Origin of the sequence: Streptomyces sp. NPDC093568 (assembly GCF_044764945.1) — a bacterium.
In the GTDB taxonomy this organism is placed as follows: domain Bacteria; phylum Actinomycetota; class Actinomycetes; order Streptomycetales; family Streptomycetaceae; genus Streptomyces.
On record NZ_JBIWJD010000012.1, the window covers coordinates 41,544 to 66,373 of the forward strand.

A 24,830-nucleotide genomic window follows, 5' to 3' on the forward strand; every position below is an offset into this window, starting at 1 on the left:
CAGACTTCCCGGCACACCTGAGGCTGAGCTTGTTTACTTAGCTTACCTAAGGGTGCACGGGAGTGCATCCGTCGATGTCCACCGTACGTACCCGAAGGGCACCCGGCGCGCTCGTCGCCGGGTGCCCTCGATGGCCGTGCTCAGTACTTGGCCCTGCTCAGTCCTCGCTGGGCGCCGCCGGGAGCTTCGCCTGGATGAGGTCCATGACGGTCGAGTCGGTCAGGGTCGTGACATCACCGAGCTGGCGGTTCTCGGCGACGTCCCGCAGCAGCCGGCGCATGATCTTGCCGGAGCGGGTCTTCGGCAGCTCGGCCACCGGCAGGATCCGCTTGGGCTTGGCGATCGGGCCGAGGGTGGCCCCGACGTGGTTGCGCAGGTCGGCGATGAGGCTCTCGTCCTCGGCGTCGGCCGTACCGCGCAGGATCACGAAGGCGACGATGGCCTGCCCCGTCGTCTCGTCGGTGGCGCCGACGACGGCCGCCTCGGCGACGGACGGGTGGGAGACCAGGGCGGACTCGACCTCGGTGGTGGAGATGTTGTGGCCCGACACGAGCATGACGTCGTCGACGCGGCCGAGCAGCCAGATGTCGCCGTCGTCGTCCTTCTTCGCCCCGTCCCCGGCGAAGTACTTGCCCTCGAACCGCGACCAGTACGTGTCGAGGAACCGCTGGTCGTCGCCCCAGATGGTGCGCAGCATCGACGGCCACGGCTCGGTCAGCACCAGGTAGCCGCCACCGCCGTCGGGCACCTCGTTCGCCTCGTCGTCCACGACGGTCGCGGAGATGCCGGGCAGCGGACGCTGGGCCGAACCGGGCTTGGCCTCGGTCACGCCCGGCAGCGGCGAGATCATCATCGCGCCGGTCTCCGTCTGCCACCAGGTGTCGACGACCGGCGTCCGGTCGGCACCGATGTGCTTGCGGTACCAGATCCACGCCTCGGGGTTGATCGGCTCACCCACGGAACCCAGCACCCGCAGGCTGCCGAGGTCGAACTTCGCGGGGATGTCGTCGCCCCACTTCATGAACGTACGGATCGCCGTCGGCGCCGTGTACAGGATGGTCACCCCGTACTTCTGCACGATCTCCCAGAAGCGGCCCTGGTGCGGCGTGTCCGGGGTGCCCTCGTACATGACCTGCGTCGCGCCGTTCGCCAGCGGCCCGTAGACGATGTACGAGTGGCCGGTGACCCAGCCGACGTCGGCCGTGCACCAGTACACGTCCGTCTCCGGCTTGAGGTCGAACACCGCGTGGTGGGTGTACGACGTCTGGGTGAGGTAGCCGCCAGAGGTGTGCAGGATGCCCTTGGGCTTCCCCGTCGTGCCGGACGTGTACAGGATGAACAGCGGGTGCTCGGCGTCGAAGGCCTCGGGGGTGTGCTCGGCGGACTGCCGCTCGACGATCTCGTGCCACCAGACGTCACGGCTGTCGTCCCAGGCGACGTCCTGGCCGGTACGGCGGACCACGAGCACGTGCTCGACATTGCCCGCCTTGCCGGCGGCCTCGTCCACGGCCGGCTTCAGCGCCGACGGCTTGCCGCGCCGGTAACCGCCGTCGGAGGTGATGACCACCTTGGCGTCCGCGTCCTGGATACGGGTGGCCAGCGCGTCCGCCGAGAAGCCGCCGAACACGACGGAGTGCGCGGCGCCGATCCGGGCGCAGGCCAGCATCGCGACCGCCGTCTCGGGGATCATCGGCATGTAGACCGCGACCCGGTCGCCCTTCTGAACTCCCAGCTCCAGCAGGGCGTTGGCCGCCTTGGAGACCTCGTCCTTGAGCTCGGCGTAGGTGATGGCACGGCTGTCGCCGGGCTCCCCCTCGAAGTGGATGGCGACCCGGTCGCCGAGCCCGGCCTCCACATGCCGGTCCACGCAGTTGTACGCGACGTTGAGCTGGCCGTCCTTGAACCACTTCGCGAACGGCGGGTTCGACCAGTCCAGCGTCTCGGTCGGCTCCTTGGCCCAGGTCAGCCGGCGGGCCTGCTCGGCCCAGAAGCCGAGCCTGTCAGCCTTGGCCTGTTCATACGCCTCCGCCGTGACGTTGGCGCCTGCGGCCAGGTCGGCGGGGGGTGCGAACCTGCGCTCTTCCTTCAGCAGGTTGGCCAGGCTTTCGTTGCTCACGACATCTCCCTTTCCCAGGGTGTCCGTTGTGTCCCAGGCCACAGCTCATCAGACCCGGGGGTCCGATGACAAGGGTCGATGGAAAATTGGTTTAGACCTGTCGGCGGGGGTGGGGTCCGAGCCGTTGCCGGCACCGGGGTCATCCGTTCCCACGGACATGGGACGGACGCGGTTCAGGTCTGTTATCCCTTTCACACTCCGGCCGGGTACAGGCGAAACGCCGCCTCACCGCGAGCGCGGCCCCGCTCCGCACGGGGCCGCGCACTCTTCTCCCCGTCAGGCCGACAGATCCGCCACTCCCACGTGGTCGAACACCTCGTCCGTGTCCCCCTCCGCGAGCAGATACGACTGCGCCTCGCCCACGTGGAAGTACATCCCGTGCAACTCCAGCGCCCCCGCCCGCAGAGCCCGGTTCACCGACGCGTGGGCGCGCAGGTGCTCCAACTGCTGCACCACGTTCGTCAGACACAGCTGCTCGACCGCGTCGGCCGGCGCCCGCCCGGCGAGTCTGGCCCACGGCCTGCTCTCGTCGGACATCCGCTCCACACTCGGCCGGCCATGCCGCAGCCACCTCCTGAGCGGGGTCTGCGGGCCGTCCGGCTCGGCGGCGAGCAGCGCCTGCATGGCACCGCACCCGGAGTGCCCGCACACCGTGATCGACCGGACCTGGAGCACGTCCACCGCGTACTCGATCGCGGCGGCCACCGAGTCGTCTCCGCTCTCCTGGCCGGGCAGCGGAACCAGGTTGCCCACGTTGCGCACCACGAACAGGTCGCCCGGACCACTGGAAGTGATCATCGACGTGACCACCCGGGAGTCCGCGCAGGTGAGGAACAGCTGCGAGGGCTGCTGGCCCTCACGCGCCAGCCGTGCCAGCTCACCTCGCACCAGGGGCGCGGTGTTGCGCTGGAACGCGCTGATCCCTCGGGCGAGTTGGCGGGCGCTGGGGCGACTGCCGTCGGTGGCTCCGGACATGCTGGTGTTTGTGGTGGTGCCGGGGCTGAGGCCGGGGCCGGTGTCGGGGCCTGGGCTGAGGCCGGTTCCGGTGTCGGGGCCTGGGGCTGTGCCGGGTCCGGTGCCGGTGCCGGTGCCGGTCCCGGTGCGCGGTCCTGTGGCTGTCCCGGTTCCAGTGCCGGGTCCTGTGGCTGTGCCGCTTTTCGCGCTTGTCGTCGTGTCTGTGTCCGGTCCTCCTGCGGATGTGTCGGGGCCGTCTTGCCTGGGGCGGCCTGGGCCGGGGCGGCCGGGGGCGGCGGAGCCGTCGGTCTCGCCGGTCTCGCCCGTCCCGACGGTCGTGTCGAGTCCGCCGGTCCCGCTGGCGGCGGTGGCGGTGTTGCCGTCGGTGCCTGTGGGCGTGCCGGGACCGTCGGTGTCGCTGGTCCCGGGCGCCCTGGTCGTCGTGGGCGTCCGTGTTTCGCCGTGCTGTCCCTCGCGGAGCGGGGAGGCCTCCGGGATCTCGCACTGGTGGTTGCGCCAGGGCGTCCAGGGGTGGCAGCGGCAGTCGGCGGACTCCAGCTCGGCCATCCCGACGTCGCCGGGGAGGCCGGCCGGTCCCGTCGGCTCGCCGATCCTGACTCCGGCCCTGCGGCCGATCAGCTCGACGGTGCCGCCGTGTGCCCTCTGGGTGTTCTGCCAGTCCTGCAGTGACTCGTACGCCGCGTGGTCCATGAACGACCCGTCCAACTCCACGACGGCGTGCGCGCCTTGGGGTACGAGATGCAGGGCTCGGCTGAGCCGGGGCACCGCCAGGAACGTCAACTGGCCTCGTACATGTACGTGATGAACTCCTTCCGACTCGTCATGCGTGATCCGGGTGCGGGTGAGGCGGTGCAGGGCGACCCCGACGGCCATGGCGATCCCCAGGGCCACACCCTCCAGCACGCCGAGGAACACCACGCCGAGGGTGGTGACGGCGTACACCAGCACCTCTCGGTGGCGGGTCACCGTGCGAATGTGGTGCAGGGACACCATCTGGATGCCGACGGCCATCACCAGGGCGGCGAGCGAGGCGAGCGGGATGAGCTCCAGGATCGGGACTATCAGCAGCGCGGCGACTACTACCAGAACGCCGTGCAGCATCGTGGAGTTCCGGCTGACGGCACCGGCGTGCACATTCGCCGAACTGCGCACCGCGACGCCCGCGATGGGCAGCCCGCCGAGCGCGCCGGAGACGACGTTGGCGGCGCCCTGACCGAGCAGCTCGCGGTCCAGGTCGGAGCGTCCGACGCGGGCCGACTGCTCCGGTCGGCCGGCGACCAGCTTGTCCACGGCGACCGCCCCGAGCAGCGACTGCACGCTGCACACCAGCGTGATCGTGAGCACGGCGGCGACCAGGCCGAGTACCGGGCCTTCGGGGAGCGTGGCCAGGGCGTGGCTGCTCCAGGACGGCAGGTCGACCTTGGGCAGGTGGAGTCCGGCCAGCGAGGCGGTCGTGGTGGCGACGGCGACGGCGACCAGCGGGGTCGGCACCTTGCGCAGCAGCCGGCCGGCCCGGCCGGGCAGCCGGGGCCAGACCACCAGCAGGGCGAGGGTCAGCACGCTCACCGACAGGGCGGCCGGATGCACACCGGCCAACTGGGCGGGCAGCTCACGCAGATTGTCGAGGACCGAGCTGTGCGGGATGCCGCCCAGGACGATGTGCAGCTGGGCCACGGCGATGGTGACGCCGATGCCGGCGAGCATGCCGTGCACGATGGCAGGGCTGACGGCGAGCGCGGTGCGCGCCACGCGCAGGAGGCCGAGGCCGAGTTGGGCGAGGCCGGCGAGGATGGTGATGGCGCAGGTCGTACGCCATCCGTAGTGCTGGATGAGCTCGGCGGTGACGACCGTGAGGCCGGCGGCCGGGCCGCTGACCTGGAGCGGGGCACCGCCGAGCCGTCCGGCCACGATTCCTCCGACGGCGGCGGCGACGAGGCCGGCCTGGAGGGGCGCGCCGGTGGCGAGCGCGATGCCGAGGGACAGCGGGAGTGCGATCAGGAAGACCGCGATCGAGGCCGAGACGTCGGCCCCCGCGAGGCGAGGGCGGCGGGGCCGGGTCGGGGGCGGACTGTGGGGTTCGTGGATGCGCTTCTCTCGACTTGGTTCGTCGGCGCGGGTCGGAACGCAGGCTGACATGTTTCCCGTCTCCTCCGGGGCAGCGCGGTCGCGGAACAGGTGGTCCCTCGCCCGGTGGCGAGGGGTCGGGTCGCGGCCGTGTGGTCACGGCGTGCAGTGGCGGGATGCAACTGTCGGTAAACGGATCGTAATGCAGAGTAAAGGGAGAGAATAGATTTTCCGAGCAAATGGACTAATAAATCCCCCTCAAGAGTGAAGTGGCCAATTAGTCGGCTTGTCGTATTAATTCCTTCTCGATCCCGTGCGACCTTTGCGGCGCAGTCGGCACCCGAGAGAAGGAAGAAGGTGGACGGATGGCCGCCCCCCGCAGGTTCGCCGCCCCTCGCACCATCGCCGCGACGCACCGGATCGCCGCGGGTACCGCTGCCGCAGCGGTCTGCGCCGCGTCGCTCGCCGGATGCGCGAGCGGTCCCGACACGACCCGGCCCGCGGCGCCCGGACCGCACAAGGCGAAGCCCGCGGTGCCCGCGGTGCCCGCGCCCGGGAGCGCGATCCGCCTGATCGGCGACGGTTCCACCGCGTACACCGGCGCGCAGCCCCGTCTGCACAGACCGGAACGGCTCAAGCCCGGCCAGAAGCCCCCGCAGTTCGTGGTGTTTTCTTGGGACGGCGCCGGCGAGGACAGCCAGAAGCTGTTCTCGCACTTCCGTGAGGTCGCCAAGGCGAACAACGCGACGATGACGTACTTCCTCAGCGGCGTGTACATGCTGCCGGACCACAAGCGCGACCTGTACCGCCCGCCGCAGCACTCCCCGGGCCGCTCCGACATCGGCTTCAACGACGAGAAGGGCATCGCCGACACCGTGAAGCAGCTGCGCCACGCCTGGCTGGAGGGAAACGAGATCGGCACCCACTTCAACGGTCATTTCTGCGGCAGCGACGGCGGGGTCGGCGAGTGGTCGGTAGAGGAGTGGAAGGACGAGATCGCCCAGGCGAAACGATTCGTCAAGTCCTGGAAGACCACCACCGGCATGACGAAGGCGCCACCCTTGCCCTTCGACTACGACAAGGAGCTCATCGGCGCCCGCACACCCTGCCTGGAGGGCCGGGACAACTTCGTCAAGGCCGCCCGCGAGATGGGCTTCCGCTATGACTCCAGCGGCGTCAACAACCAGCTGTGGCCTGCCAAGAGGGAGGGCCTGTGGGATCTGTCGATGCAGCTGGTGCCGTTCCCCGGGCACTCCTACGAGCAGCTCACCATGGACTACAACTTCATGGTCAACCAGTCCGGCACCGCGACCCAGGGCGACCCCGCCAAGCACGAGGTCTGGGGCGACCAGATGCGCGACGGCCTGCTCATGGGCTTCCGCCGGGCCTACGAGGGCAACCGCGCGCCCCTGATCATCGGCAACCACTTCGAGTCCTGGAACGGCGGCACCTACATGCGCGCCGTCGAGGAGGTCGTCGAGGCCGTCTGCAACAAGCCCGACGTGCGCTGCGTGTCCTTCCGGCAGCTCGCCGACTGGCTGGACGCCCAGGACCCGGCGGTCCTGAAGAAGCTGCGCACCCTGGGGGTGGGCGAGGCCCCGAAGGGGGGCTGGGCGTCCTTCCTGTCCGCGCGGCCGGCGCCGGCTCCGAAGGGGGTGCCCGGGGCGCCGCCGGTCAAGCCGTAGACGTCAGAGGGTGAGTTGACCGGCTCGAGGTGTCCGCTTTCAGGCAAGGCGGCCACGCTTTCAGGCAGGGAGGTCGCACTCTCAGAGACAGCGTTGGCTTGCCGCTGCCGCCCTTTCCGGCGAAGGCAATCTTCATATTCACGAACAGTGGTCACGGGATAGCTGTATGTGGCAGCGGTGTGGTGGGAAGGCCACACGATCGTGGGGCGTGTGAGGGGGTGAGGCGTGGTGAGAAGGGGTGCCGGTGGGGGCGGGCGGTCGGACGACGGGCGGGCGCGTACTGTCGTACTCATGAGTACGACTGGTGCGACCGCCGATCCGCTCGCGGCCCTCGCCTCACTGCCCGGGGTGCCCGAGTCCGTGGAGTCCGTGCGCAAGGCTGTGGACCGCGTGTACGGGCACCGGATCATGCGGCGCCGGAGCAACGAGATCACCGCAGAGGCGGCCCTGCGCGGCGCCCGGGGCTCGGCGGCGCTGTCCGGCGCCGACTGGGCGCTCGAAGAGGTGCGCCGGCGTACCGACTTCAGTGGTGACGACGAGGCGCGTGTCGTGGGCGCGGCCCTGCGGTTGACGGCCGAGGCGGGCCAACTGCTGTCCATCTGGCGGCAGTCACCTCTGCGTGTGCTGGCCCGGCTGCACCTGGTGGCGGCGGCGAGCAACGAGGGCGAGGTCGGCCGCCCGCGGCAGGAGGGCGAGCCGGTCCACGAGCCGCTGGTCGAGCTGCCGCTGCCGAGCGCGGCCGAGGTGCACGGCCGTCTGGAGGGGCTGTCCGAGCTGATCATCGCCGGTGGTTCGGCGCCGGCCCTGGTGACGGCGGCTGTCGTGCACGGCGAACTGATCGCGCTGCGCCCCTTCGCCTCCCACAACGGCCTGGTCGCGCGCACGGCCGAGCGCATCGTCCTGGTCGGCAGCGGGCTGGACCCGAAGTCCGTCTGCGCGGCCGAGGTCGGCCACGCCGAACTGGGGCGCGCGGCCTATGTGGCGGCGCTCGAGGGCTATGTCTCCGGCACTCCCGAGGGCATGGCCGCGTGGATCGCGCACTGCGGCAGGGCGATCGAGCTCGGGGCCCGTGAGTCGACGGCGGTGTGCGAGGCGCTGCAGCGCGGGGCGGCGTAGCGCACGCGCGCGTGGAGCCTCGTGGCGTTCCAGGATCCCCGCGCGTGCGCACAAGAGTTGCGGCGGTACGAGTATTCGTACCGCCGCTGGCATGTTCACCGGGTTACCAAGCGTCCTCGATATGTTGCCCATCAGGTCGGGAACTTTGCCCGTCACCTGGTGCGGCTGGCCCGTAATCGACGGGTCGACGTCGCGTGGGTGCCCAATGTTCATGCTCGGTCCGTGGGGCCAAATGCGTATTAAAGGTGATCCTCTCGGATGTCCTTGGTCTCGCGGGCCGTTGAGTCCTTTGTACTCCTGGCCGGAAGGAAGCGGAAGGCCTCGCCGCAGTTCTTTACTTTTAGTCGCAAATCGCGTGAATCGGGCATCTGTTTGTCGCGCGGGGTGCTCGGAAAGCGGGAGGCGCAGGTCAGGCGGGCGCGGTGCGGCGTCGGTTCGCGTACCAGACAAGGCCCGCGGTGGCCGCCGCGGCTCCTATGGCGGCGACCGCGACGAGGGCGGGCCGCGGCGGTACGGAGAAGGACGGAATCCGCTGCTTGAGCCGGACCGGGCGATGGAAGTCGAGAATCGGCCACCCGCGCGCGAGTGCCTCGCGGCGCAGCGGGCGATCCGGGTTCACCGCGTGCGGATGCCCGACCGCCTCCAGCATCGGCAGGTCGGTCGCCGAGTCGCTGTAGGCGTAGCAGCGGTCGAGGTCGTATCCCTCGGACGCGGCCAGTTCCCTGATCGCCTCGGCCTTCGTCGGGCCGTACGCGTAGTACTCCACCTCTCCGGTGAAGCAGCCGTCGTCGCCCACGACCATGCGTGTTGCCACCACGCGGTCGGCGCCGAGCAGCTCGCCGATCGGCTCGACCACCTCGGCGCCCGACGTGGACACGATCACGACGTCGCGGCCGGCGGTGTGGTGCTCCTCGATGAGGGAGGCGGCCTCGTCGTAGATGATCGGGTCGATCAGGTCGTGCAGCGTCTCGGCGACGATCTCCTTGACCTGCTGGACGTTCCAGCCACGGACGAGCGCGGAGAGGTACTCGCGTGTGCGCTCCATCTGGTCATGGTCCATACCGCCCAAGCGGAAGACGAACTGGGCGTATGCGGTCCGCAGCGCGGCCCTGCGGTTGATCAGACCGCCTTGGTAGAACGACTTGCTGAACGTGAGCGTGCTGGACTTCGCAATGACCGTCTTGTCCAGGTCAAAGAAGGCCGCTGTGCGGGGCAAGGAGTGGTTTTCCACGACCCTGAGCATAGGCGCAGCCCATTCGGCGTAAGGTGGGCGCGTGGGTTTGCCTGAGAGGGCTCTCGGGTACACCATGGAAGTCACGGATCGTTCGCGACCGTGCTAACCCGGTCCGACTCCTCCCCCCCCCGAGTCGGCCGTGGAGACGACCCCCGCTCTCCCCCCCGGCGGGGGTCGTCGCATGTCCGGGTGGGTTTTTCCCTTTCAAGAGCTGCCCCACGGTCGGGGCCGAGCGGCTGAGGCCGCCGGTTCGCCATGCCCAAGATTCGTGACTGTGGGTAGTCGTCGTGCTGCTCTGCGGGAGTCGTACAGGGATCGGTGCGGGGGTCACCGGTTTGGGTGACGGCGATATTCACAACTGCCGAGTTGTCCACAGTTATCGACCAAGATCCACACGATTTCCGGGATCGCTGCACCGTGATTCCAACGCGTCCCGCTAGGACCGACTTCATGGCCGGTTCTGGTTAGTCGGGCGTGTTTGGCCGGTTCGTATCGGCCGTTCATATGGAGGCCGGTTGCCGGTTCTTCACACGTATGGGAATCGCGGGGCCGCAGGGCTGCGCGAGTGATGCAGCGAAGGGGGACGGAAACCGTGACCGCAGTCGTCACACACGATCCACCGCCCGCCGCCTCCGGGCGGCCGGGCAAGCCGTTGATCGTCACGGAAGACGCCGAACTGCTGGACGACCTGCTGCGCCTGTGCGCCGCGGCCGGCGCCACACCGGAGGTCCACCACTCAGTACCCGAGCCCAGGGGCAGTTGGGAGGCCGCGCCGCTCGTCCTGGTCGGTGACGACGCCGCACGCCGCGTGCGCGGGGCAGGACGCCGGCGCGGAGTGGTGCTCGTCGGACGGGACCAGGACGACGCCGGGGTCTGGCGCCGGGCCGTCGAGATCGGCGCCGACCACGTCCTGATGCTGCCCGACGGCGAACAGTGGCTGGTCGACCGCATCGCCGACGTCACCGAAGGCGTCGGCCGGCCCGCCCTCACCGTCGGCGTGATCGGTGGCCGGGGCGGCGCCGGAGCTTCCACACTCGCGTGCGCCCTCGCCGTCACCGCCGCGTGTGAAGGGCTGCGCACGCTGCTGGTGGACGCCGACCCACTGGGCGGCGGACTCGACGTCGTACTCGGCGGTGAGGCGGCGGAAGGGCTGCGCTGGCCCTCGTTCGCCGGCTCGCGCGGGCGGCTCGGCAGCGGCGCGCTGGAGGAGTCCCTGCCGAAGCTGCACTCCCTGCGGGTGCTGAGCTGGGACCGCGGTGAATGCGTCGCCGTGCCCGCTCAGGCGATGCGCGCGGTGCTCGCCGCGGCCCGCCGCAGGGGCGGCGCGGTCGTCGTCGACCTGCCCCGCCGCATCGACGACGGGGTCGCGGAGGCGCTCGCCCAGCTCGACGTCGGGATCCTCGTCGTCCCCGCCGAACTGCGCGCCGTCGCCGCCGCCCGCCAGATCGCCTCCGCGGTCCGGCTCGTCCTGCGGGACCTGCGGGTGGCCGTGCGCGGGCCGTACGCACCCGGCCTCGACGACCGTGAGGTGGCCCGGCTGCTGGACCTGCCGCTGGTGGGCGAGGTGCCGGTCGAGTCGGGCCTGCTGCGGCCGCACGAGAGCAAGGAACCGCCGGGGGCGGCGGGGCGGGGGCCGTTGGGGCGGTTCTGCCGGGAGTTCTGGGAGCGCGCGTTGCTTGAGGTGAGGGCCGGATGAGTACGGGTTCCGAGCCTGACCTGGCGAGGGGTGGCCGGGCCGGTCCGGGACGGGCCGCGTCTGGGTGGGCGTCGGCCGGCACGGCTGCCGGGGCGGGCATGCCGGCGGAGCTGCTCGACGGGGTGCGGCAGTGGCTGGCCGAGAGCGGGGCCGAGCCGACGCCCGCACGTGTGGCGCAGGCTCTGCGGGAGCAGGGCCGGGTGCTGGGGGACGCCGAAGTCCTCGGGGCGGCGACCCGGTTGCGGTCCGAACTGGTCGGCAGCGGCCCGCTGGAGCCCCTGCTCGCCGACCCCTCGGTGACGGACGTGCTGGTGTCGGCGCCGGACCGGGTCTGGGTGGACCGGGGCGGCGGCCTGGAGCTGACGCCGGTGTCCTTCCCGGACGCGCCGGCCGTACGACGTCTCGCGCAGCGCCTCGCGGCGGTGGCCGGGCGGCGACTGGACGACGCGCGGCCCTGGGTGGACGCCCGGCTGCCCGACGGGACCCGGCTGCACGCGGTGCTGCCGCCCGTCGCCGTCGGCTCCGCGTGCCTGTCGCTGCGAGTGGTACGGCCGCGGGCGTTCACGCTCGACGAACTGGTCGCCGCGGGCACGGTGCCGCCGGGCGGGGACCGGTTGCTGCGGGCGCTGGTCGACGCGCGGTTGTCCTTCCTCATCAGCGGCGGCACCGGCACCGGCAAGACCACGCTGCTGAGCGCGCTGCTCGGGCTGGTCGGACCGGGCGAGCGGATCGTGCTGGCCGAGGACTCCGCGGAGCTGCGGCCGAACCATCCGCATGTCGTACGGCTGGAGAGCAGACCCGCCAACCAGGAGGGCGCCGGCCTCGTCACCCTCGAGGACCTGGTGCGGCAGGCGCTGCGGATGCGGCCGGACCGGCTAGTCGTGGGCGAGGTGCGCGGACCCGAAGTGGTGCATCTGCTGGCCGCGTTGAACACCGGCCACGAAGGCGGCTGCGGGACCGTCCACGCCAACGCGGCCGGAGACGTCCCGGCCCGGCTGGAGGCGCTCGGCACGGCGGCAGGACTCGACCGGGCCGCGCTGCACAGCCAGTTGGCGGCCGCGCTGTCGGTCGTACTGCATCTCGTCCGCGACCGCAGCGGGCGACGGCGGATCGCCGAGGTGCATGTGCTGGAACGGGACCGGTCGGGGTGGGTGCGGACGGTGCCGGCGCTGCGGTGGGGCGCGGGGGCGTTCGCCCGTGAGCGGGGGTGGGGGCGGCTGCGGGGGTTGCTTCGGGGTGAGGGGGATGAGGGCGATGAGGGTGTCGGGGGTGCCGGGGGTGTTGTGGGGGAGCGTGGTGTCCGTGGTGACCGTGGGGGGCTCGGCGAATGTGAGCGGTCCGGTGATCGTGAGGGGTTCGGTGATTTGAGTGGGTGAGATGTCGGCGGGGGCGGCCGTGCTGTGCCTCGGTGTGGCGGTCTGGTTCCTGGGTGGGCCGAACTTCGGGTCCCGGCGGGCGCAGTTGCTGCTCGCGGGAGGTGGGGCGGTGGGTGCCGGGCCGCCCGACTGGCGGCGGTTGGCAGGCGAGCTGCGGCGGCTGCCGGGGCGGATGCGGGCCGAGTGGTGGGCACCGGTCGTCGGGCTGGTGCTGGCCGTGCTGGGGTCCTCGGTGCTGCCGGTCGTCGCGGGGGCGGCCGGAGTGCCCTTGCTGCGGCGGGTCCGGCTGGCCCGGGAGGCGCGGCGGGTGCGCGAGCGTCACGGAGACGCGGTGATCGAGCTGTGCGCGACGCTCGCCGGGGAGGTGCGGGCCGGGCGGCACCCGGGTGAGGCGTTGTTGCTGGCCGCACGGGACTCCGGCGGGCTCGGTGAGGCGCAGTCCGCGGTGCTGGCGGCGGCGCGGTTCGGCGGCGATGTGCCGGGTGCGCTCGCCTCCGCGGCACGGCAGCCGGGCGCGGACGGCCTGTCGGGCCTGGCGGCGTGCTGGCGGGTCGCTGTGGACCAGGGCGCGGGGCTCGCGGCGGGGCTCGACCGCCTGGAAGGGGCGTTGCGCGCCGAGCGGGACCAACGTGCGGACTTGCGCGCCCAGTTGTCGGGTGCCAAGTCGACCGTCGTGATGCTCGCCGGGCTGCCGGTCCTGGGGCTGCTGCTCGGCGCCGCCATGGGGGCGGACCCGCTGCACGTGCTGCTGCACACCGGGGCGGGGATCGGGTGTCTCGTCGTCGGCGGAGTGCTGCAGGGGGTGGGGCTGTGGTGGGCGTCGCGGATCGTGCGCGGTGCGGAGGCGATGTGAGGACTCGGGCCGGCAGGGGAGCGAGAGGGAGGGGTCGGCGTGAACGCGGAGGTTGTCCACAGGCTGGGGACGGCGATGGGGGTGGTGCTGGCCGTCGGGTGGGTGTGGCGGTGGTGGGCGGAGTCCCGGCACGAGCGCAGGGTCCGGCGACGGCTTGTGGGGTTGATGGCGACCGGCGATGCGGCGTCGAGGCGCAGACGGTTCGACGTCCGGCAGGGCGTGCGGGAAGGGCTGCCTGTCGTGGCGGCCGGGGGCGCCGGTTGGGCACTGGTCGGCGGCGTCATCGGAGCGGTGGTGGGGCTGGCTGCCGCGGTTGGGCTGTGGTGGTGGCGGCGTCGGCAGCGGTCCGCCGAGAACGGTGTGGAGGCGGTCGACGCCGGTGAGGTGGCACGTCGGCTTCCGCTCGCCGCCGATCTGCTGGCGGCCTGTATCGCGGCGGGAGCAGGCCCGGTGATGGCGGCGCAGGCCGTGGGCGAGGCGCTGGGTGGTCCCGTCGGGGACGGTCTGGCGCGGGGCGCGGCGGAGGTACGGCTTGGTGGTGAACCGGGCGAGGCGTGGCAGCGACTGGCCTCGATGCCGGGGGCCGGAGCGCTGGCGCGGTTGCTGGAACGGGCCGATGTGACAGGACTTCCGGCGGCCGGACCGGTCGCGCGCCTTGCCGCGGACGCCCGCGCCGAGTGGACGCGCACCGCGACCGAGCGGGCCAGGCGTGCGGCCGTCATGGTCACCGCGCCGGTGGGGTTGTGCTTCCTGCCCGCGTTCATCGCGATCGGTGTGGCGCCTGTGGTGATCGGGCTTGCGGGTGGGGTGTTGGGAGGGGGTGGTGGTGGATGACGGCGTGAGGTGGATCGCGGAGTGCGGTGGCAGGAAGCCGGCAGCCGGCTCGAGCTGTCGCGGGCGTTGAACGACAGACATCCAACGACAGGCATTTCAAGGGCTTTTTCAACGGAACTGAACCTTACGGGGGTTGAGATGTACAAGGCGGTACGGGCGCGGATGCGCGCGCTGGTGTGGCGGGTGCGGACGGCGCAGAGGGACGCCGGGATGGTCACGTCCGAGTACGCGATGGGGATCGTCGCCGCGGTGGCGTTCGCCGTGGTGCTCTACAAGGTCGTGACGAGCGGCGAGGTCAGCGCTGAGTTGCAGGCCATCGTGAAGCGAGCACTCGATGCGGGGATGTGAGCAGGGAGGAGTGCGTGAGCGCGGGTCGGCCTGGCGCTCGGACGGCGGATTCGTGACGGCCGAGTCGGCTGTGGTGCTGCCGGTGCTGGTCATGTTCGCGATGGCGCTGGTGTGGGGGCTGCTCGTGATGGCGGCGCAGATCCAGTGCGTGGACGCGGCCCGGACGGGTGCCCGCGCGGCAGCCCGTCAGGATCCGACCGAGGCGGTCGTCGAGGTGGCCCGCGAGGCTGCCCCGCGCGGCGCGACGGTCACGGTCGGCCGGGAGGGCGACGAGGTCCGCGTGACCGTCGTCGCCAAGCCGCCGGTGCTGAGCGGGCTCCCCTTCGAGGTACGGGAGGAGGCCGTGGCGTCGGCTGAGGAGATGGTGGGGGCGGGGACATGAGCGGAACTGGCGAATCCGCCCGGAGGCTTGGTCCCAGGCGTCGGCCCCGGCGGGCGCCAGCCGACCGTCGGTGTTTCGCGCGATGGAGGCCCGCTGCCGTCGACCTCACCTCCGACCGGGGCTCCGCCACCGTGTGGAGCCTCGGCGCCATCGCCGTGCTCTGCGTCGTCTTCGGCGTCGTACTCGCCCTGGGCCACGCCGTCGTGACCCGGCATCGCGCGGCCGGCGGTGCGGATCTCGCGGCACTGGCGGCGGCCGACCACTGGGCGGAGGGCGGTACGGCGGCCTGTGCGCGGGCGGAACGGGTGGCGCGGGCGCAGGAGGCGCGGCTCGTGCGGTGCGTGATGGCCGGCGAGATCTCGGACGTGACGGCCGCCTCGGGCCGAGGGCCCTTCGAGGCGGAGGTCAGGGCGAGGGCTGGACCTGCGGGGCCTGCGGGACCTGCGGAGCCTACGGGGCCGACCACGCCTCAGGGACTCGCGGCGCCGCCTACGCCTCCGGGACCCGCGGCACCGACGGCGCCTCCGCGTCCCGCCGGCCAGATGGAGCCACCGCCCGGCCCTCCGGGCGCGTACCGGCCTGCTGAGGCGCACCACCCGAGACCGGCCCCGTGACCGCCTGAGCGACCGACACCGGCCCCTCCTGGCCCTCTCGGCCTCCCAGCCCCTCGTCCCGGCCAGCCACGCCCCGCTCCCCGGCCCCCTCGCCCCGCTCCCCGGCCCCGTCGGTCCGCTCCCCGGCCTCCCCCTCCGGCGCCCCCTTCAACAGCACCCCGAGCAGCCGCACCGCGCCCCTCTTGTGCAACGGGTCGTTCCCGTTGCCGCACTTGGGGGACTGGATGCAGGACGGGCAGCCGGCGTCGCACTCGCAGGAGGCGATGGCCTGGCGGGTGGCCGTGAGCCAGGAGCGGGCCGTGTGGAAGGCGCGTTCCGCGAAGCCCGCGCCGCCGGGGTGGCCGTCGTAGACGAAGACCGTCGGGAGAAGCGTGTCGGGGTGGAGCGGGATCGACACGCCGCCGATGTCCCAGCGGTCGCAGGTGGCGAACAGGGGGAGCAGGCCGATCGAGGCGTGCTCGGCGGCGTGCAGGGCGCCGCCGAGGATCTCCGGGTTGATCCGGGCCTCGTCCAGCTGGTCCTCGGTGACCGTCCACCACACCGCGCGGGTGCGCAGCGTACGAGGAGGGAGGTCGAGTTTCGTCTCGCCCAGTACTTCGCCGGTGATCAGCCGGCGGCGCAGGAAGGAGACCACCTGGTTGGTGACCTCGACGGAGCCGTAGCAGAGGCGGCCGTCACCCCACGGGATCTCGACGTCCGTCTCCAGCACGGAGATCGCCGTGGTGTCGCGGGCGACCGTCGAATACGGCGGCGCGGCCTCCTCGACCAGGGCCACCGAGTCCTCCAGATCGAGGGAGCGCACCAGGTACGTACGGCCCTGGTGCAGGTGGACGGCGCCCTCGTGCACCGTGCCGTGCGCGGAGCCCGCGTCGACGGTGCCCAGCAGCCGTCCCGTCCCGGCCTCGACGACCTGGACCGGCCGGCCGCCCTCGCCGCGGATGTCCGTGAGGTCGGCGGCGCGTTCCCGGCGGGTCCAGTGCCAGGCCTTCGTACGGCGGCGCAGCAGCTTCGCGGCCTCCAGCTGCGGCAGCAGAGCCTCGGCCTCGGGGCCGAAGAGGTCCAGGTCCTCATCGGTCAGCGGGATCTCCGCGGCCGCCGCGCACAGGTGCGGGGCCAGGACGTACGGGTTGTCGGGGTCGAGGACCGTCGATTCCACCGGACGGTCGAACAGGGCCTCGGGATGATGGACGAGGTAGGTGTCCAGCGGGTCGTCGCGGGCGACCAGGACGGCCAGCGCGCCCTGCCCGGAGCGGCCGGCCCGGCCCGCTTGCTGCCACAGGGACGCGCGCGTGCCCGGATAGCCGGCGATCAGTACGGCGTCGAGGCCGGAGACGTCGATGCCGAGTTCCAGGGCGGTGGTGGCGGACAGGCCGAGGAGTTCGCCGGAGTGGAGGGCCTGTTCCAGGGCGCGGCGCTCCTCCGGGAGGTAGCCGCCGCGATAGGCCGCGACACGCCGGGCGAGGGAGCGATCCACTTCGGCGAGGCGCTCCTGGGCGATGACCGAGATCAACTCGGCGCCGCGCCGGGAGCGCACGAAGGCGACCGAGCGCACGCCCTGCACGGCCAGGTCGGTCAGGAGGTCCGCCGTCTCGGCCGTGGCGGTACGCCGGACGGGTGCGCCTTTTTCACCCTGGAGCTCGGTGAGCGGGGGCTCCCAGAGGGCGAAGACCAGTTCGCCGCGCGGGGAGGCGTCGTCGGCGACCTCGACCACCGGGAGCCCGGTGAGGCGGCGGGCGGCCACCGCGGGCTCGGCGGCGGTCGCGGAGGCCAGCAGGAAGACGGGAGAGGCGCCGTAGCGGGCGCACAGGCGGCGCAGGCGGCGCAGCACCTGGGCGACATGGGAGCCGAAGACGCCGCGATAGGTGTGGCACTCGTCGATGACGACGTACTTCAGGGCCTTGAGGAAGGAGGACCAGCGGGGGTGGGACGGGAGTATGCCCCGGTGCAGCATGTCGGGGTTGGTGAGGACGTAGTTGGCGTACTGGCGGACCCACTCCCGTTCCTCGAACGGAGTATCGCCGTCGTACACGGCCGGACGTACCGAATTGCCCAGCGGATGTGAAAGTTCCTTCACCGAACGGCACTGGTCCGCCGCAAGAGCCTTGGTCGGAGCGAGGTAGAGGGCGGTGGCGCCGCGGCCGTTCGGGGCCTCCGAGCCGTCCAGGAGGGTCGACAGGACCGGCACGAGGTAGGCCAGGGACTTCCCGGAGGCGGTGCCCGTGGCGACGACCACCGAGTCGCCGTCCAGGGCGTGCTCGGCAGCGCGTGCCTGGTGGGCCCAGGGATGTTCGATTCCGGCCGTCTGCACCGCGGCGATGACCTCCGCGCGGATCCGGTCGGGCCAGACGGCATGGCGACCCGCCCTCGGGGGCACATGCTCCGTATGAGTGATGCGCGAAGCCCGACTCGGCCCCGAGGCGAGCCGGTCCAGCACCGCGCCCGGGTCCACCCGGGAAACGGGGCCCGTTGGGGTTCGATCGGATCGGTGATTCTTGGCCATCGGCACCGAGTGTGTCACTGGCGTGACGGACAATGGGACCAAGGCGTCGTGCACGCCTGCCGGTAAGTGATTGAATGCCATCGCGGCTGGCGAACCGTCCTGGGGGCTGCAAGCCGAGGTGTCCCTAGGGACGACCGCTCGATAGCAAGGTGCTGGAGGATCCGTGGACCTGTCCCTGTCGACCCGTACCGTCGGCGATCGTACGGTCGTCGAGGTCGGTGGCGAAATCGACGTATATACCGCGCCCAAGTTGCGCGAGCAGTTGGTCGAGCTGGTGAACGACGGGAGTTTCCACCTCGTCGTCGACATGGAGGGCGTGGACTTCCTCGACTCCACCGGGCTCGGCGTACTGGTCGGCGGCTTGAAGCGGGTACGAGCCCATGAGGGCTCCCTGCGCCTGGTGTGCAACCAGGAGCGCATTCTCAAGATCTTCCGCATCACCGGCCTCACCAAGGTGTTCCCGATTCACACCTCGGTCGAGGAAGCGGTAGCGGCGACCGACTGATCCCGGACCCGGACACGCCGTGCAGCGGTGTGCCCGGGGCGGCAGAAGTTGAAAGTGAAGGGGGAGCGGGCTTTCGGCGGCCCGTTCCCCCCGATAGCACGCCCGAAGTTGCGAGGGGGATGCATGGCCACCGTTGAACTCCGCTTCAGCGCGCTGCCCGAGCACGTCAGGACCGCCCGTTTGGTGGCGGCAGCGGTGGCGCGCAGGGCCGGAGTGGACGAGGCCGTCCTGGACGAGGTCAGGCTCGCCGTCGGCGAGGCCTGCTCCCGGGCCGTCGGACTGCATCAGAGCGTCGGCATCACGGCGCCGGTGAAGGTGGCGCTGATCGAGGAGGAGAAACAGTTCTCCATCGAGGTCGGCGACGAGGCTCCGCGCTCCGTTCCCGGTGAGCGGGCCGCCGGCGGCGCGGGCGACGACGGCGAGATCGAGGCCGAAGAGGACGAGATGGGCCTCGCGGTCATCAGCGGTCTCGTCGACGACGTCGAGGTCTCCGCCGGGGAGCATGGTGGGCTGATCCGTATGACCTGGCCGACCACACCGCCGGCCGTGGTGCTTACCTGAGACCCCCTCGAAGCGTTCTCATCACGAAAGGGCCCTGCTCAGCAGGGCCCTTTCGTGTTTACGCCGGCGGCGTCGGCGAATTCGTGAAGAAATTCACGATCAATCACCCGATAATTTGATCAAGCGCCTATGCTCACGTCAATGGTTTTGAGGCATTAGCACTTTCGGGTTCAGTGGCGAGATGTCGATCATTTGCTGAACGGCATGTGAAGGCTAATTCCGTTTACCGCCATCTGTTTTGATCAGGTTCCGGTACCTAGAATCCGTCCACATCTTGAGCTCAGCCCAAGCGTCAAGGAGGACGAATGGCGGGGCTTTCTACCCCTCATCAGCTGGACCCCACAACCCTCGCAGCCGCAGTACTGACGGACGACAACCGGATCATCATCACGGTCATCGGCGTTGTCGCACTGGCCGCGCTCGTGCTCGCCGGCGTTCTCGTGCGCCAGGTGCTCGCGGCGGACGAGGGCACCGACAGCATGAAGAAGATCGCGGCAGCGGTACAGGAAGGCGCCAACGCCTATCTGGCCCGGCAGCTGCGGACGCTCGGCGTATTCGCCGTCGTCGTGTTCTTCCTGCTCATGCTGCTGCCCGCGGACGACTGGAATCAGCGCATCGGCCGATCGGTGTTCTTCTTGATCGGCGCCGCGTTCTCGGCGGCCACCGGTTATATCGGCATGTGGCTCGCCGTGCGCAGCAATGTGCGGGTCGCCGCGGCGGCGCGGGAAGCGACCCCGGCGGAGGGTGAGCCGGAAAAGGATCTCACCACCGTCTCGCACAAAGCCATGAAGATCGCTTTCCGCACGGGCGGCGTCGTCGGCATGTTCACAGTGGGGCTCGGTCTGCTGGGCGCCTCCTGTGTGGTGCTGGTGTACGCGGCCGACGCGCCGAAGGTGCTCGAAGGATTCGGTCTCGGCGCCGCGCTGATCGCGATGTTCATGCGTGTCGGCGGAGGCATCTTCACCAAGGCCGCCGACGTCGGCGCCGACCTGGTCGGCAAGGTCGAACAGGGCATTCCGGAGGACGACCCGCGCAATGCCGCGACCATCGCCGACAACGTGGGCGACAACGTCGGCGACTGCGCCGGTATGGCGGCCGACCTCTTCGAGTCGTACGCCGTGACCCTGGTCGCCGCGCTGATCCTCGGGTCGGCCGCCTTCGGCGACCTGGGACTCGCGTTCCCGCTGATCGTGCCCGCGATCGGCGTGATCACCGCGATGATCGGCATCTTCGCCGTGGCCCCGCGCCGCTCCGACCGCAGCGGCATGACCGCGATCAACCGCGGGTTCTTCATCTCCGCGGTGATCTCGATCGTGCTCGTCGCGATCGCCGTGTTCGCCTACCTGCCGTCGTCGTACGCCGACCTCGACGGTGTCACCGACGCCGCCATCGCGACCAAGGAGGGCGACCCGCGGATCCTCGCGCTCGTCGCCGTGGGCATCGGCATCCTGCTCGCGGCCGTCATCCAGCAGCTGACCGGCTACTTCACCGAGACCAACCGGCGCCCCGTCAGGGACATCGGCAAGACCTCGCTGACCGGTCCCGCCACCGTCGTGCTCGCCGGTATCTCGGTCGGTCTCGAATCGGCCGTCTACACCGCCCTGTTGATCGGCCTCGGCGTGTACGGGGCGTTCCTGCTCGGCGGCACGTCGATCATGCTGGCGCTGTTCGCGGTGGCCCTGGCCGGCACCGGTCTGCTCACCACGGTCGGTGTGATCGTCGCCATGGACACCTTCGGGCCGGTCTCCGACAACGCGCAGGGCATCGCCGAGATGTCCGGTGACGTCGAGGGCGCCGGCGCCCAGGTGCTCACCAACCTGGACGCGGTGGGCAACACCACCAAGGCCATCACCAAGGGCATCGCCATCGCCACCGCCGTCCTCGCGGCGGCGGCGCTCTTCGGGTCTTACCGCGACGCCATCACCACCGGCGCGCGGGACGTCGGCGAGAAGCTCAGCGGTGAAGGCGCGCCGATGAACCTGATGATGGACATCTCGCAGCCCAACAACCTCGTCGGCCTGGTCGCGGGCGCGGCGGTCGTCTTCCTCTTCTCGGGGCTGGCGATCAACGCGGTGTCGCGGTCGGCGGGTTCCGTGGTGTACGAGGTGCGGCGGCAGTTCCGTGAGCGGCCCGGGATCATGGACTACACGGAGAAGCCGGAGTACGGCAAGGTCGTCGACATCTGCACCCGCGACGCCCTGCGCGAGCTGACCACGCCCGGTCTGCTCGCCGTGATGGCGCCCATCTTCATCGGGTTCACGCTCGGCGTCGGCGCCCTCGGCGCGTATCTCGCGGGTGCGATCGGTACGGGCACCCTGATGGCGGTGTTCCTCGCCAACTCCGGTGGTGCCTGGGACAACGCCAAGAAGCTCGTCGAGGACGGCCACCACGGCGGCAAGGGCAGCGAGGCCCACGCCGCGACGGTGATCGGCGACACGGTCGGTGACCCCTTCAAGGACACCGCCGGTCCGGCGATCAACCCGCTGCTGAAGGTCATGAACCTGGTCGCGCTGCTCATCGCGCCCGCGGTCATCCAGTTCAGCTACGGCGAGGACAAGAACGTCGGCGTGCGGGTCCTGATCGCCGTCGCCTCGCTGCTGGTGATCATCGGCGCGGTCTATGTCTCCAAGCGGCGCGGTATCGCCGTGGGTGACGAAGACAACGCCGAGAGGGTGGCCAAGCCGGCCGATCCCGCGGTGGTTTCGTAGGCGGTCTTACGACAGCCCAGATCAAGGGGCGGGCGGGTGGCGCGCGTTGGTGCGTCGCCCGCCCGCCCCTTGCTCGTTCACACCCGGCCGTGACCCTTCTCTCACATGGTGCAAAGAGTCGTAAATCATTACATAGGCACGATTCGGGGTGCTGTCGTCATCCATCCGCCGTGTAGGGTCCCGTGGCCGAGAGCCACGGAAGGGACCAAACCGGTGAACAAGAAGCTCGCGGCCGCGCTGTCCGGCGGTGCGGTACTGGCGCTGGCGCTGACGGGATGCACGAGCGACGAGGGCAACAAGGAGCTCGACGCCTGGGCGAAGAAGGTCTGCGACGCGGTGCCGGCGCAGAACGCGAAGATCTCGGCGGCCTACGTCGCGATCACCAAGGCGGCCAAGGACACCACCAGCACGCCCAAGGAGCTCCAGCAGGCCGACTCCAAGGCCTTCCAGGACCTCGCCGACGGCTACAAGGAGCGCGCGGCCCTCATCAGCAGCGCCGGCGCGCCTCCCGGGGTCGAGGACGGCGCGAAGACCCAGAAGGACGTCGTCACGAAGCTCACGGCCCTCTCCGCGGCCTACGCCGACCTGAAGAAGCGGGTCGACGGTCTGGACACGAAGGACCAGGGGAAGTTCGCCTCCGGTCTGAAGGAGGTCTCGGCCGAGATGAAGCAGGTCGAGACCCAGCGCAAGAGCGCGATCACGGCGCTGAAGAAGCTCGAGTCCGGCGACACCAAGAAGGCGCTGACCTCTCAGGAGGGCTGCAAGCAGGCCGCCGTGGCGTCCGGCGCGGCCGGGGCCTCCGGCAGCTGAGCCGAACGCGGCCCAAGGCGGCCGTGCCGACTCCGCGGGCGGGCGCGGGCCACAATGGGGTCGTGAGTGACTCCACGCTGCCTGCCCTGCCCGCATCCGACCGCCCCGATGTGGCCGCCCGGCTGCGGGAGGCCCTGCTCGGGGCCTCCTTCACCGCCGACGGGCTGCTCGAACTGCTGGGCGCGCCCGCGTACGCGGCGCTCGCGCGCAGCGAGACCGTTCCCGCGCTCCGGGCCACCCGGGGAGAGACGCCCCTGGAGGCGCTCGTACGGCTGTTTCTGTTGCAGCAACCCGTGCCGCACGCGCGCGTGGCGGACGTTCTGCCCCTCGACGCGTGCCTGGAGAGTGGCTGGCTGGTCCGGGTCGGCGGTGGCGCCTCCGGCGACGACGTCTCCGCGACCGTCGACGTACGGCCCTACGGCGGGCCCGACGGCCAGGACTGGTTCATCGTGTCCGACCTGGGGTGCGCGGTCGGCGGTGCGGGCGGCATCGGCAGCAAGGACGAGGGGGTCGTCCTCGGCGTCGGCGGCGCCTCCACGACCCTCGCCGGCATCACCGTCCGTACGCCCGTCTCCGCCGCCCTGGACCTCGGCACCGGCTCCGGGATCCAGGCGCTGCACGCCGCGCAGCACGCCACGCGCGTGACGGCGACCGACCTCAACCCGCGCGCGCTGCACATCACCGCGCTCACGCTCGCGCTGTCCGGCGCGCCGGCCGCGGACCTGCGCGAGGGCTCGCTGTTCGAGCCGCTGAAGAACGACGAGAGGTACGACTTGATCGTCTCCAACCCGCCCTTCGTGATCTCGCCCGGCGCGCGGCTGACGTATCGCGACGGTGGGATGGGCGGGGACGATCTGTGCCGGTCGATCGTTCAGGGTGCGGGGGAGCGGCTGAACGAGGGCGGGTTCGCGCAGTTCCTCGCCAACTGGCAGCACGTGGAGGGGGAGGACTGGCAGGACAGGCTCAGGTCGTGGGTGCCGCGCGGGTGCGACGCGTGGATCGTGCAGCGCGAGGTCCAGGACGTCACGCAGTACGCCGAGCTGTGGCTGCGGGACGCCGGTGACCACCGGGGTGACGTGGCCGAGTACCAGGCGCGCTACGACGCCTGGCTGGACGAGTTCGAGGGGCGCAAGGTCAGGGCCGTCGGGTTCGGCTGGATCACCCTGCGCAAGGCGTCGGGCCCCGTGCCGTCGATCACCGTGGAGGAGTGGCCGCATCCGGTGGAGCAGCCGCTCGGCGACACCGTGCGGGCGCACTTCGACCGCATCGACTATCTGCGGGCCCGCGACGACGCGGCCCTGCTGGAGGACCACTTCAGGCTCGTCGGCGAGATCGTGCAGGAGCAGGTCGGACTGCCCGGAGCCGAGGACCCGGAGCACGTGGTGCTGCGCCAGCACCGCGGGATGCGCCGGGCCACGCAGGTGGACACGGTCGGCGCGGGCTTCGCCGGCGTGTGCGACGGCTCGCTGAGCGCGGGCCGCATCCTGGACGCCATCGCCCAACTGATGGGCGAGGACCCGGTGTTGCTGCGCGACCGTACGCCCGCGCAGATCCGGCTGCTGGTGGAACAGGGGTTCCTCGAACCGGCACGGTGACCGGGGCCGGGAGGGGAAACCGGCCAACATCCGTCCGGCGCCCCGCAACAGGTGCGGCGAGCCGCCTGCTCCGGCTTCCGGCGACACCGCCGACAGGCGGCGATACGGCATGCCTCGTACTCGGCACGGGTGCCGTGATCGGCGGATACGACACTCTGTTGATCGACTGCGCCAAACCGCACACCGACCAGGTCATAGGCGCTGTTCGGGCACCGGCGAAATGAACCACAAGAAGGGCACCGGCAAAGCCGCCGAGCTCCCCGGGGACAAATTCGAGTTGGTCCACGCGCTCGGCGGCAGCCGTGCGGACAGCACCGAGACGATCAGGAAAGACGCCCGCGCCCGGCGCGCTCTGAGGCGGGAGAGGCCGGCGAGGGTGGAGGATCCTGTGGGGCTGTCGTGGCGGCCGGCACTCGAGGTCAGGAGAGTCCACCGTCGCGTCGGTCCCTCGTTCACCTGAGGTTCGCCTGAGCGCCGTCCGCGCGTGTCAGCCTCCCCGGGCTGGGGCACTCGCGGACGGGAGAAAAGGGGCAAGAGGGCCATGGAGAGGGGACCGGCGATCTTCGCTGGGATCGTGTTCGCCCTGTTCGGAGCCGGGCTGCTGGTGTGGACCGCGGTGCGGGTCAGGCAGCGTCAGCCCGTCGCTCACGGTGTGAACCCCGTCGCATCGGCGACCCTCGCGGGCCTTGTCTCGGTGATCGCGCTGATCCTCGGAACCTGGTGCTTCTCCCGCCTCTGAGAACGCCCATGAGCTGGGCAGCCGGTAATTGGTGAGCCGTCTTCCGGAAAGGCTCGAAAAGACCTGTGGCCACTCCGGGCGGCAGGAATGGCGGAAGTCGGGTTACCGTTCGAGTGGCC

Annotated in this window: 19 protein-coding genes and 1 pseudogene; 16 read left to right on the forward strand and 4 right to left on the reverse strand. The window is 71.1% G+C overall.

What is annotated here, in order from left to right; all coding sequences use genetic code 11:
- Positions 1-157: 157 nt before the first annotated feature.
- Positions 158-2,116 carry an acetate--CoA ligase gene (gene acs, locus ACIRD7_RS35635; RefSeq protein ID WP_403459986.1) on the reverse strand — a complete coding sequence of 653 codons (1,959 nt, stop codon included), beginning with the start codon at positions 2,114-2,116 and terminating at the stop codon, positions 158-160.
- Positions 2,117-2,392: 276 nt separating this feature from the next.
- Positions 2,393-5,227, reverse strand: coding sequence for a SulP family inorganic anion transporter (locus ACIRD7_RS35640; protein ID WP_403459987.1), 2,835 nt, complete (start codon positions 5,225-5,227; stop codon positions 2,393-2,395).
- Positions 5,228-5,520: 293 nt separating this feature from the next.
- On the opposite strand from ACIRD7_RS35640, the gene ACIRD7_RS35645 reads away from it, so the two are divergent.
- Together ACIRD7_RS35645 and ACIRD7_RS35650 are read left to right on the forward strand one after the other, a co-directional pair.
- On the forward strand, positions 5,521-6,840 hold the full coding sequence (locus tag ACIRD7_RS35645) for a hypothetical protein (RefSeq protein ID WP_403459988.1): 1,320 nt from the start codon (positions 5,521-5,523) through the stop codon (positions 6,838-6,840).
- Between the two features lie 291 nt (positions 6,841-7,131).
- The gene (locus tag ACIRD7_RS35650) at positions 7,132-7,956 is read left to right on the forward strand and encodes an oxidoreductase (RefSeq protein ID WP_403459989.1); all 825 of its coding nucleotides are present in this window, start codon (positions 7,132-7,134) and stop codon (positions 7,954-7,956) included.
- A gap of 409 nt (positions 7,957-8,365) precedes the next feature.
- Here ACIRD7_RS35650 and ACIRD7_RS35655 read toward each other — a convergent pair whose 3' ends face one another.
- Positions 8,366-9,199 (reverse strand): HAD family hydrolase, encoded by an 834-nt coding sequence (locus tag ACIRD7_RS35655; protein WP_403459990.1) that lies wholly within the window; start codon positions 9,197-9,199, stop codon positions 8,366-8,368.
- Positions 9,200-9,758: 559 nt separating this feature from the next.
- Between ACIRD7_RS35655 and ssd the strand changes: the two genes are divergently transcribed.
- From ssd to ACIRD7_RS35690, 7 genes and pseudogenes are all read left to right on the forward strand, one after another.
- The gene (gene ssd, locus ACIRD7_RS35660) at positions 9,759-10,886 is read left to right on the forward strand and encodes a septum site-determining protein Ssd (protein WP_403459993.1); all 1,128 of its coding nucleotides are present in this window, start codon (positions 9,759-9,761) and stop codon (positions 10,884-10,886) included.
- Positions 10,887-10,984: 98 nt separating this feature from the next.
- Complete coding sequence (locus tag ACIRD7_RS35665; protein ID WP_403459994.1) at positions 10,985-12,262, forward strand: TadA family conjugal transfer-associated ATPase; 1,278 nt, start codon at positions 10,985-10,987, stop codon at positions 12,260-12,262.
- 1 nt (position 12,263) lies between these two features.
- Complete coding sequence (locus tag ACIRD7_RS35670; RefSeq protein WP_403460121.1) at positions 12,264-13,115, forward strand: type II secretion system F family protein; 852 nt, start codon at positions 12,264-12,266, stop codon at positions 13,113-13,115.
- 39 nt (positions 13,116-13,154) lie between these two features.
- Positions 13,155-13,949, forward strand: coding sequence for a type II secretion system F family protein (locus tag ACIRD7_RS35675; RefSeq protein ID WP_403459996.1), 795 nt, complete (start codon positions 13,155-13,157; stop codon positions 13,947-13,949).
- 138 nt (positions 13,950-14,087) lie between these two features.
- Positions 14,088-14,297: a DUF4244 domain-containing protein gene (locus ACIRD7_RS35680; RefSeq protein ID WP_403459997.1), complete on the forward strand. Its 210-nt coding sequence runs from the start codon at positions 14,088-14,090 to the stop codon at positions 14,295-14,297.
- Positions 14,284-14,679 (forward strand): TadE family type IV pilus minor pilin, encoded by a 396-nt coding sequence (locus ACIRD7_RS35685; RefSeq protein ID WP_403459998.1) that lies wholly within the window; start codon positions 14,284-14,286, stop codon positions 14,677-14,679. The genes ACIRD7_RS35680 and ACIRD7_RS35685 overlap by 14 nt, the downstream gene beginning before the upstream one ends.
- Positions 14,676-15,131 (forward strand): annotated as a pseudogene (locus ACIRD7_RS35690) (Rv3654c family TadE-like protein); the annotation flags it as partial. The gene ACIRD7_RS35685 and the pseudogene ACIRD7_RS35690, both read left to right, overlap by 4 nt.
- Positions 15,132-15,168: 37 nt before the next feature.
- Here the strand turns inward: ACIRD7_RS35690 and ACIRD7_RS35695 are convergent.
- Positions 15,169-17,874 (reverse strand): DEAD/DEAH box helicase, encoded by a 2,706-nt coding sequence (locus ACIRD7_RS35695; protein ID WP_403459999.1) that lies wholly within the window; start codon positions 17,872-17,874, stop codon positions 15,169-15,171.
- An 82-nt stretch (positions 17,875-17,956) separates the two neighbouring features.
- Between ACIRD7_RS35695 and bldG the strand changes: the two genes are divergently transcribed.
- From bldG to ACIRD7_RS35730, 7 genes are all read left to right on the forward strand, one after another.
- A complete protein-coding gene (bldG, locus tag ACIRD7_RS35700; protein ID WP_003975386.1) occupies positions 17,957-18,298 on the forward strand; it encodes an anti-sigma factor antagonist BldG in 342 nt (113 codons plus the stop codon).
- 123 nt (positions 18,299-18,421) lie between these two features.
- Positions 18,422-18,859 (forward strand): ATP-binding protein, encoded by a 438-nt coding sequence (locus tag ACIRD7_RS35705; RefSeq protein ID WP_403460001.1) that lies wholly within the window; start codon positions 18,422-18,424, stop codon positions 18,857-18,859.
- Positions 18,860-19,164: 305 nt separating this feature from the next.
- Positions 19,165-21,567: a sodium-translocating pyrophosphatase gene (locus ACIRD7_RS35710; protein WP_403460002.1), complete on the forward strand. Its 2,403-nt coding sequence runs from the start codon at positions 19,165-19,167 to the stop codon at positions 21,565-21,567.
- Positions 21,568-21,780: 213 nt separating this feature from the next.
- Positions 21,781-22,377 carry a small secreted protein gene (locus ACIRD7_RS35715; RefSeq protein WP_403460003.1) on the forward strand — a complete coding sequence of 199 codons (597 nt, stop codon included), beginning with the start codon at positions 21,781-21,783 and terminating at the stop codon, positions 22,375-22,377.
- A 62-nt stretch (positions 22,378-22,439) separates the two neighbouring features.
- The gene (locus tag ACIRD7_RS35720; protein WP_403460004.1) at positions 22,440-23,972 is read left to right on the forward strand and encodes a methyltransferase; all 1,533 of its coding nucleotides are present in this window, start codon (positions 22,440-22,442) and stop codon (positions 23,970-23,972) included.
- A 220-nt stretch (positions 23,973-24,192) separates the two neighbouring features.
- Entirely contained in the window at positions 24,193-24,432 is a 240-nt protein-coding gene (locus tag ACIRD7_RS35725) for a hypothetical protein (protein WP_403460005.1), read from the forward strand.
- Positions 24,433-24,513: 81 nt separating this feature from the next.
- Positions 24,514-24,711 carry a hypothetical protein gene (locus tag ACIRD7_RS35730; RefSeq protein WP_403460006.1) on the forward strand — a complete coding sequence of 66 codons (198 nt, stop codon included), beginning with the start codon at positions 24,514-24,516 and terminating at the stop codon, positions 24,709-24,711.
- Positions 24,712-24,830: the final 119 nt, after the last annotated feature.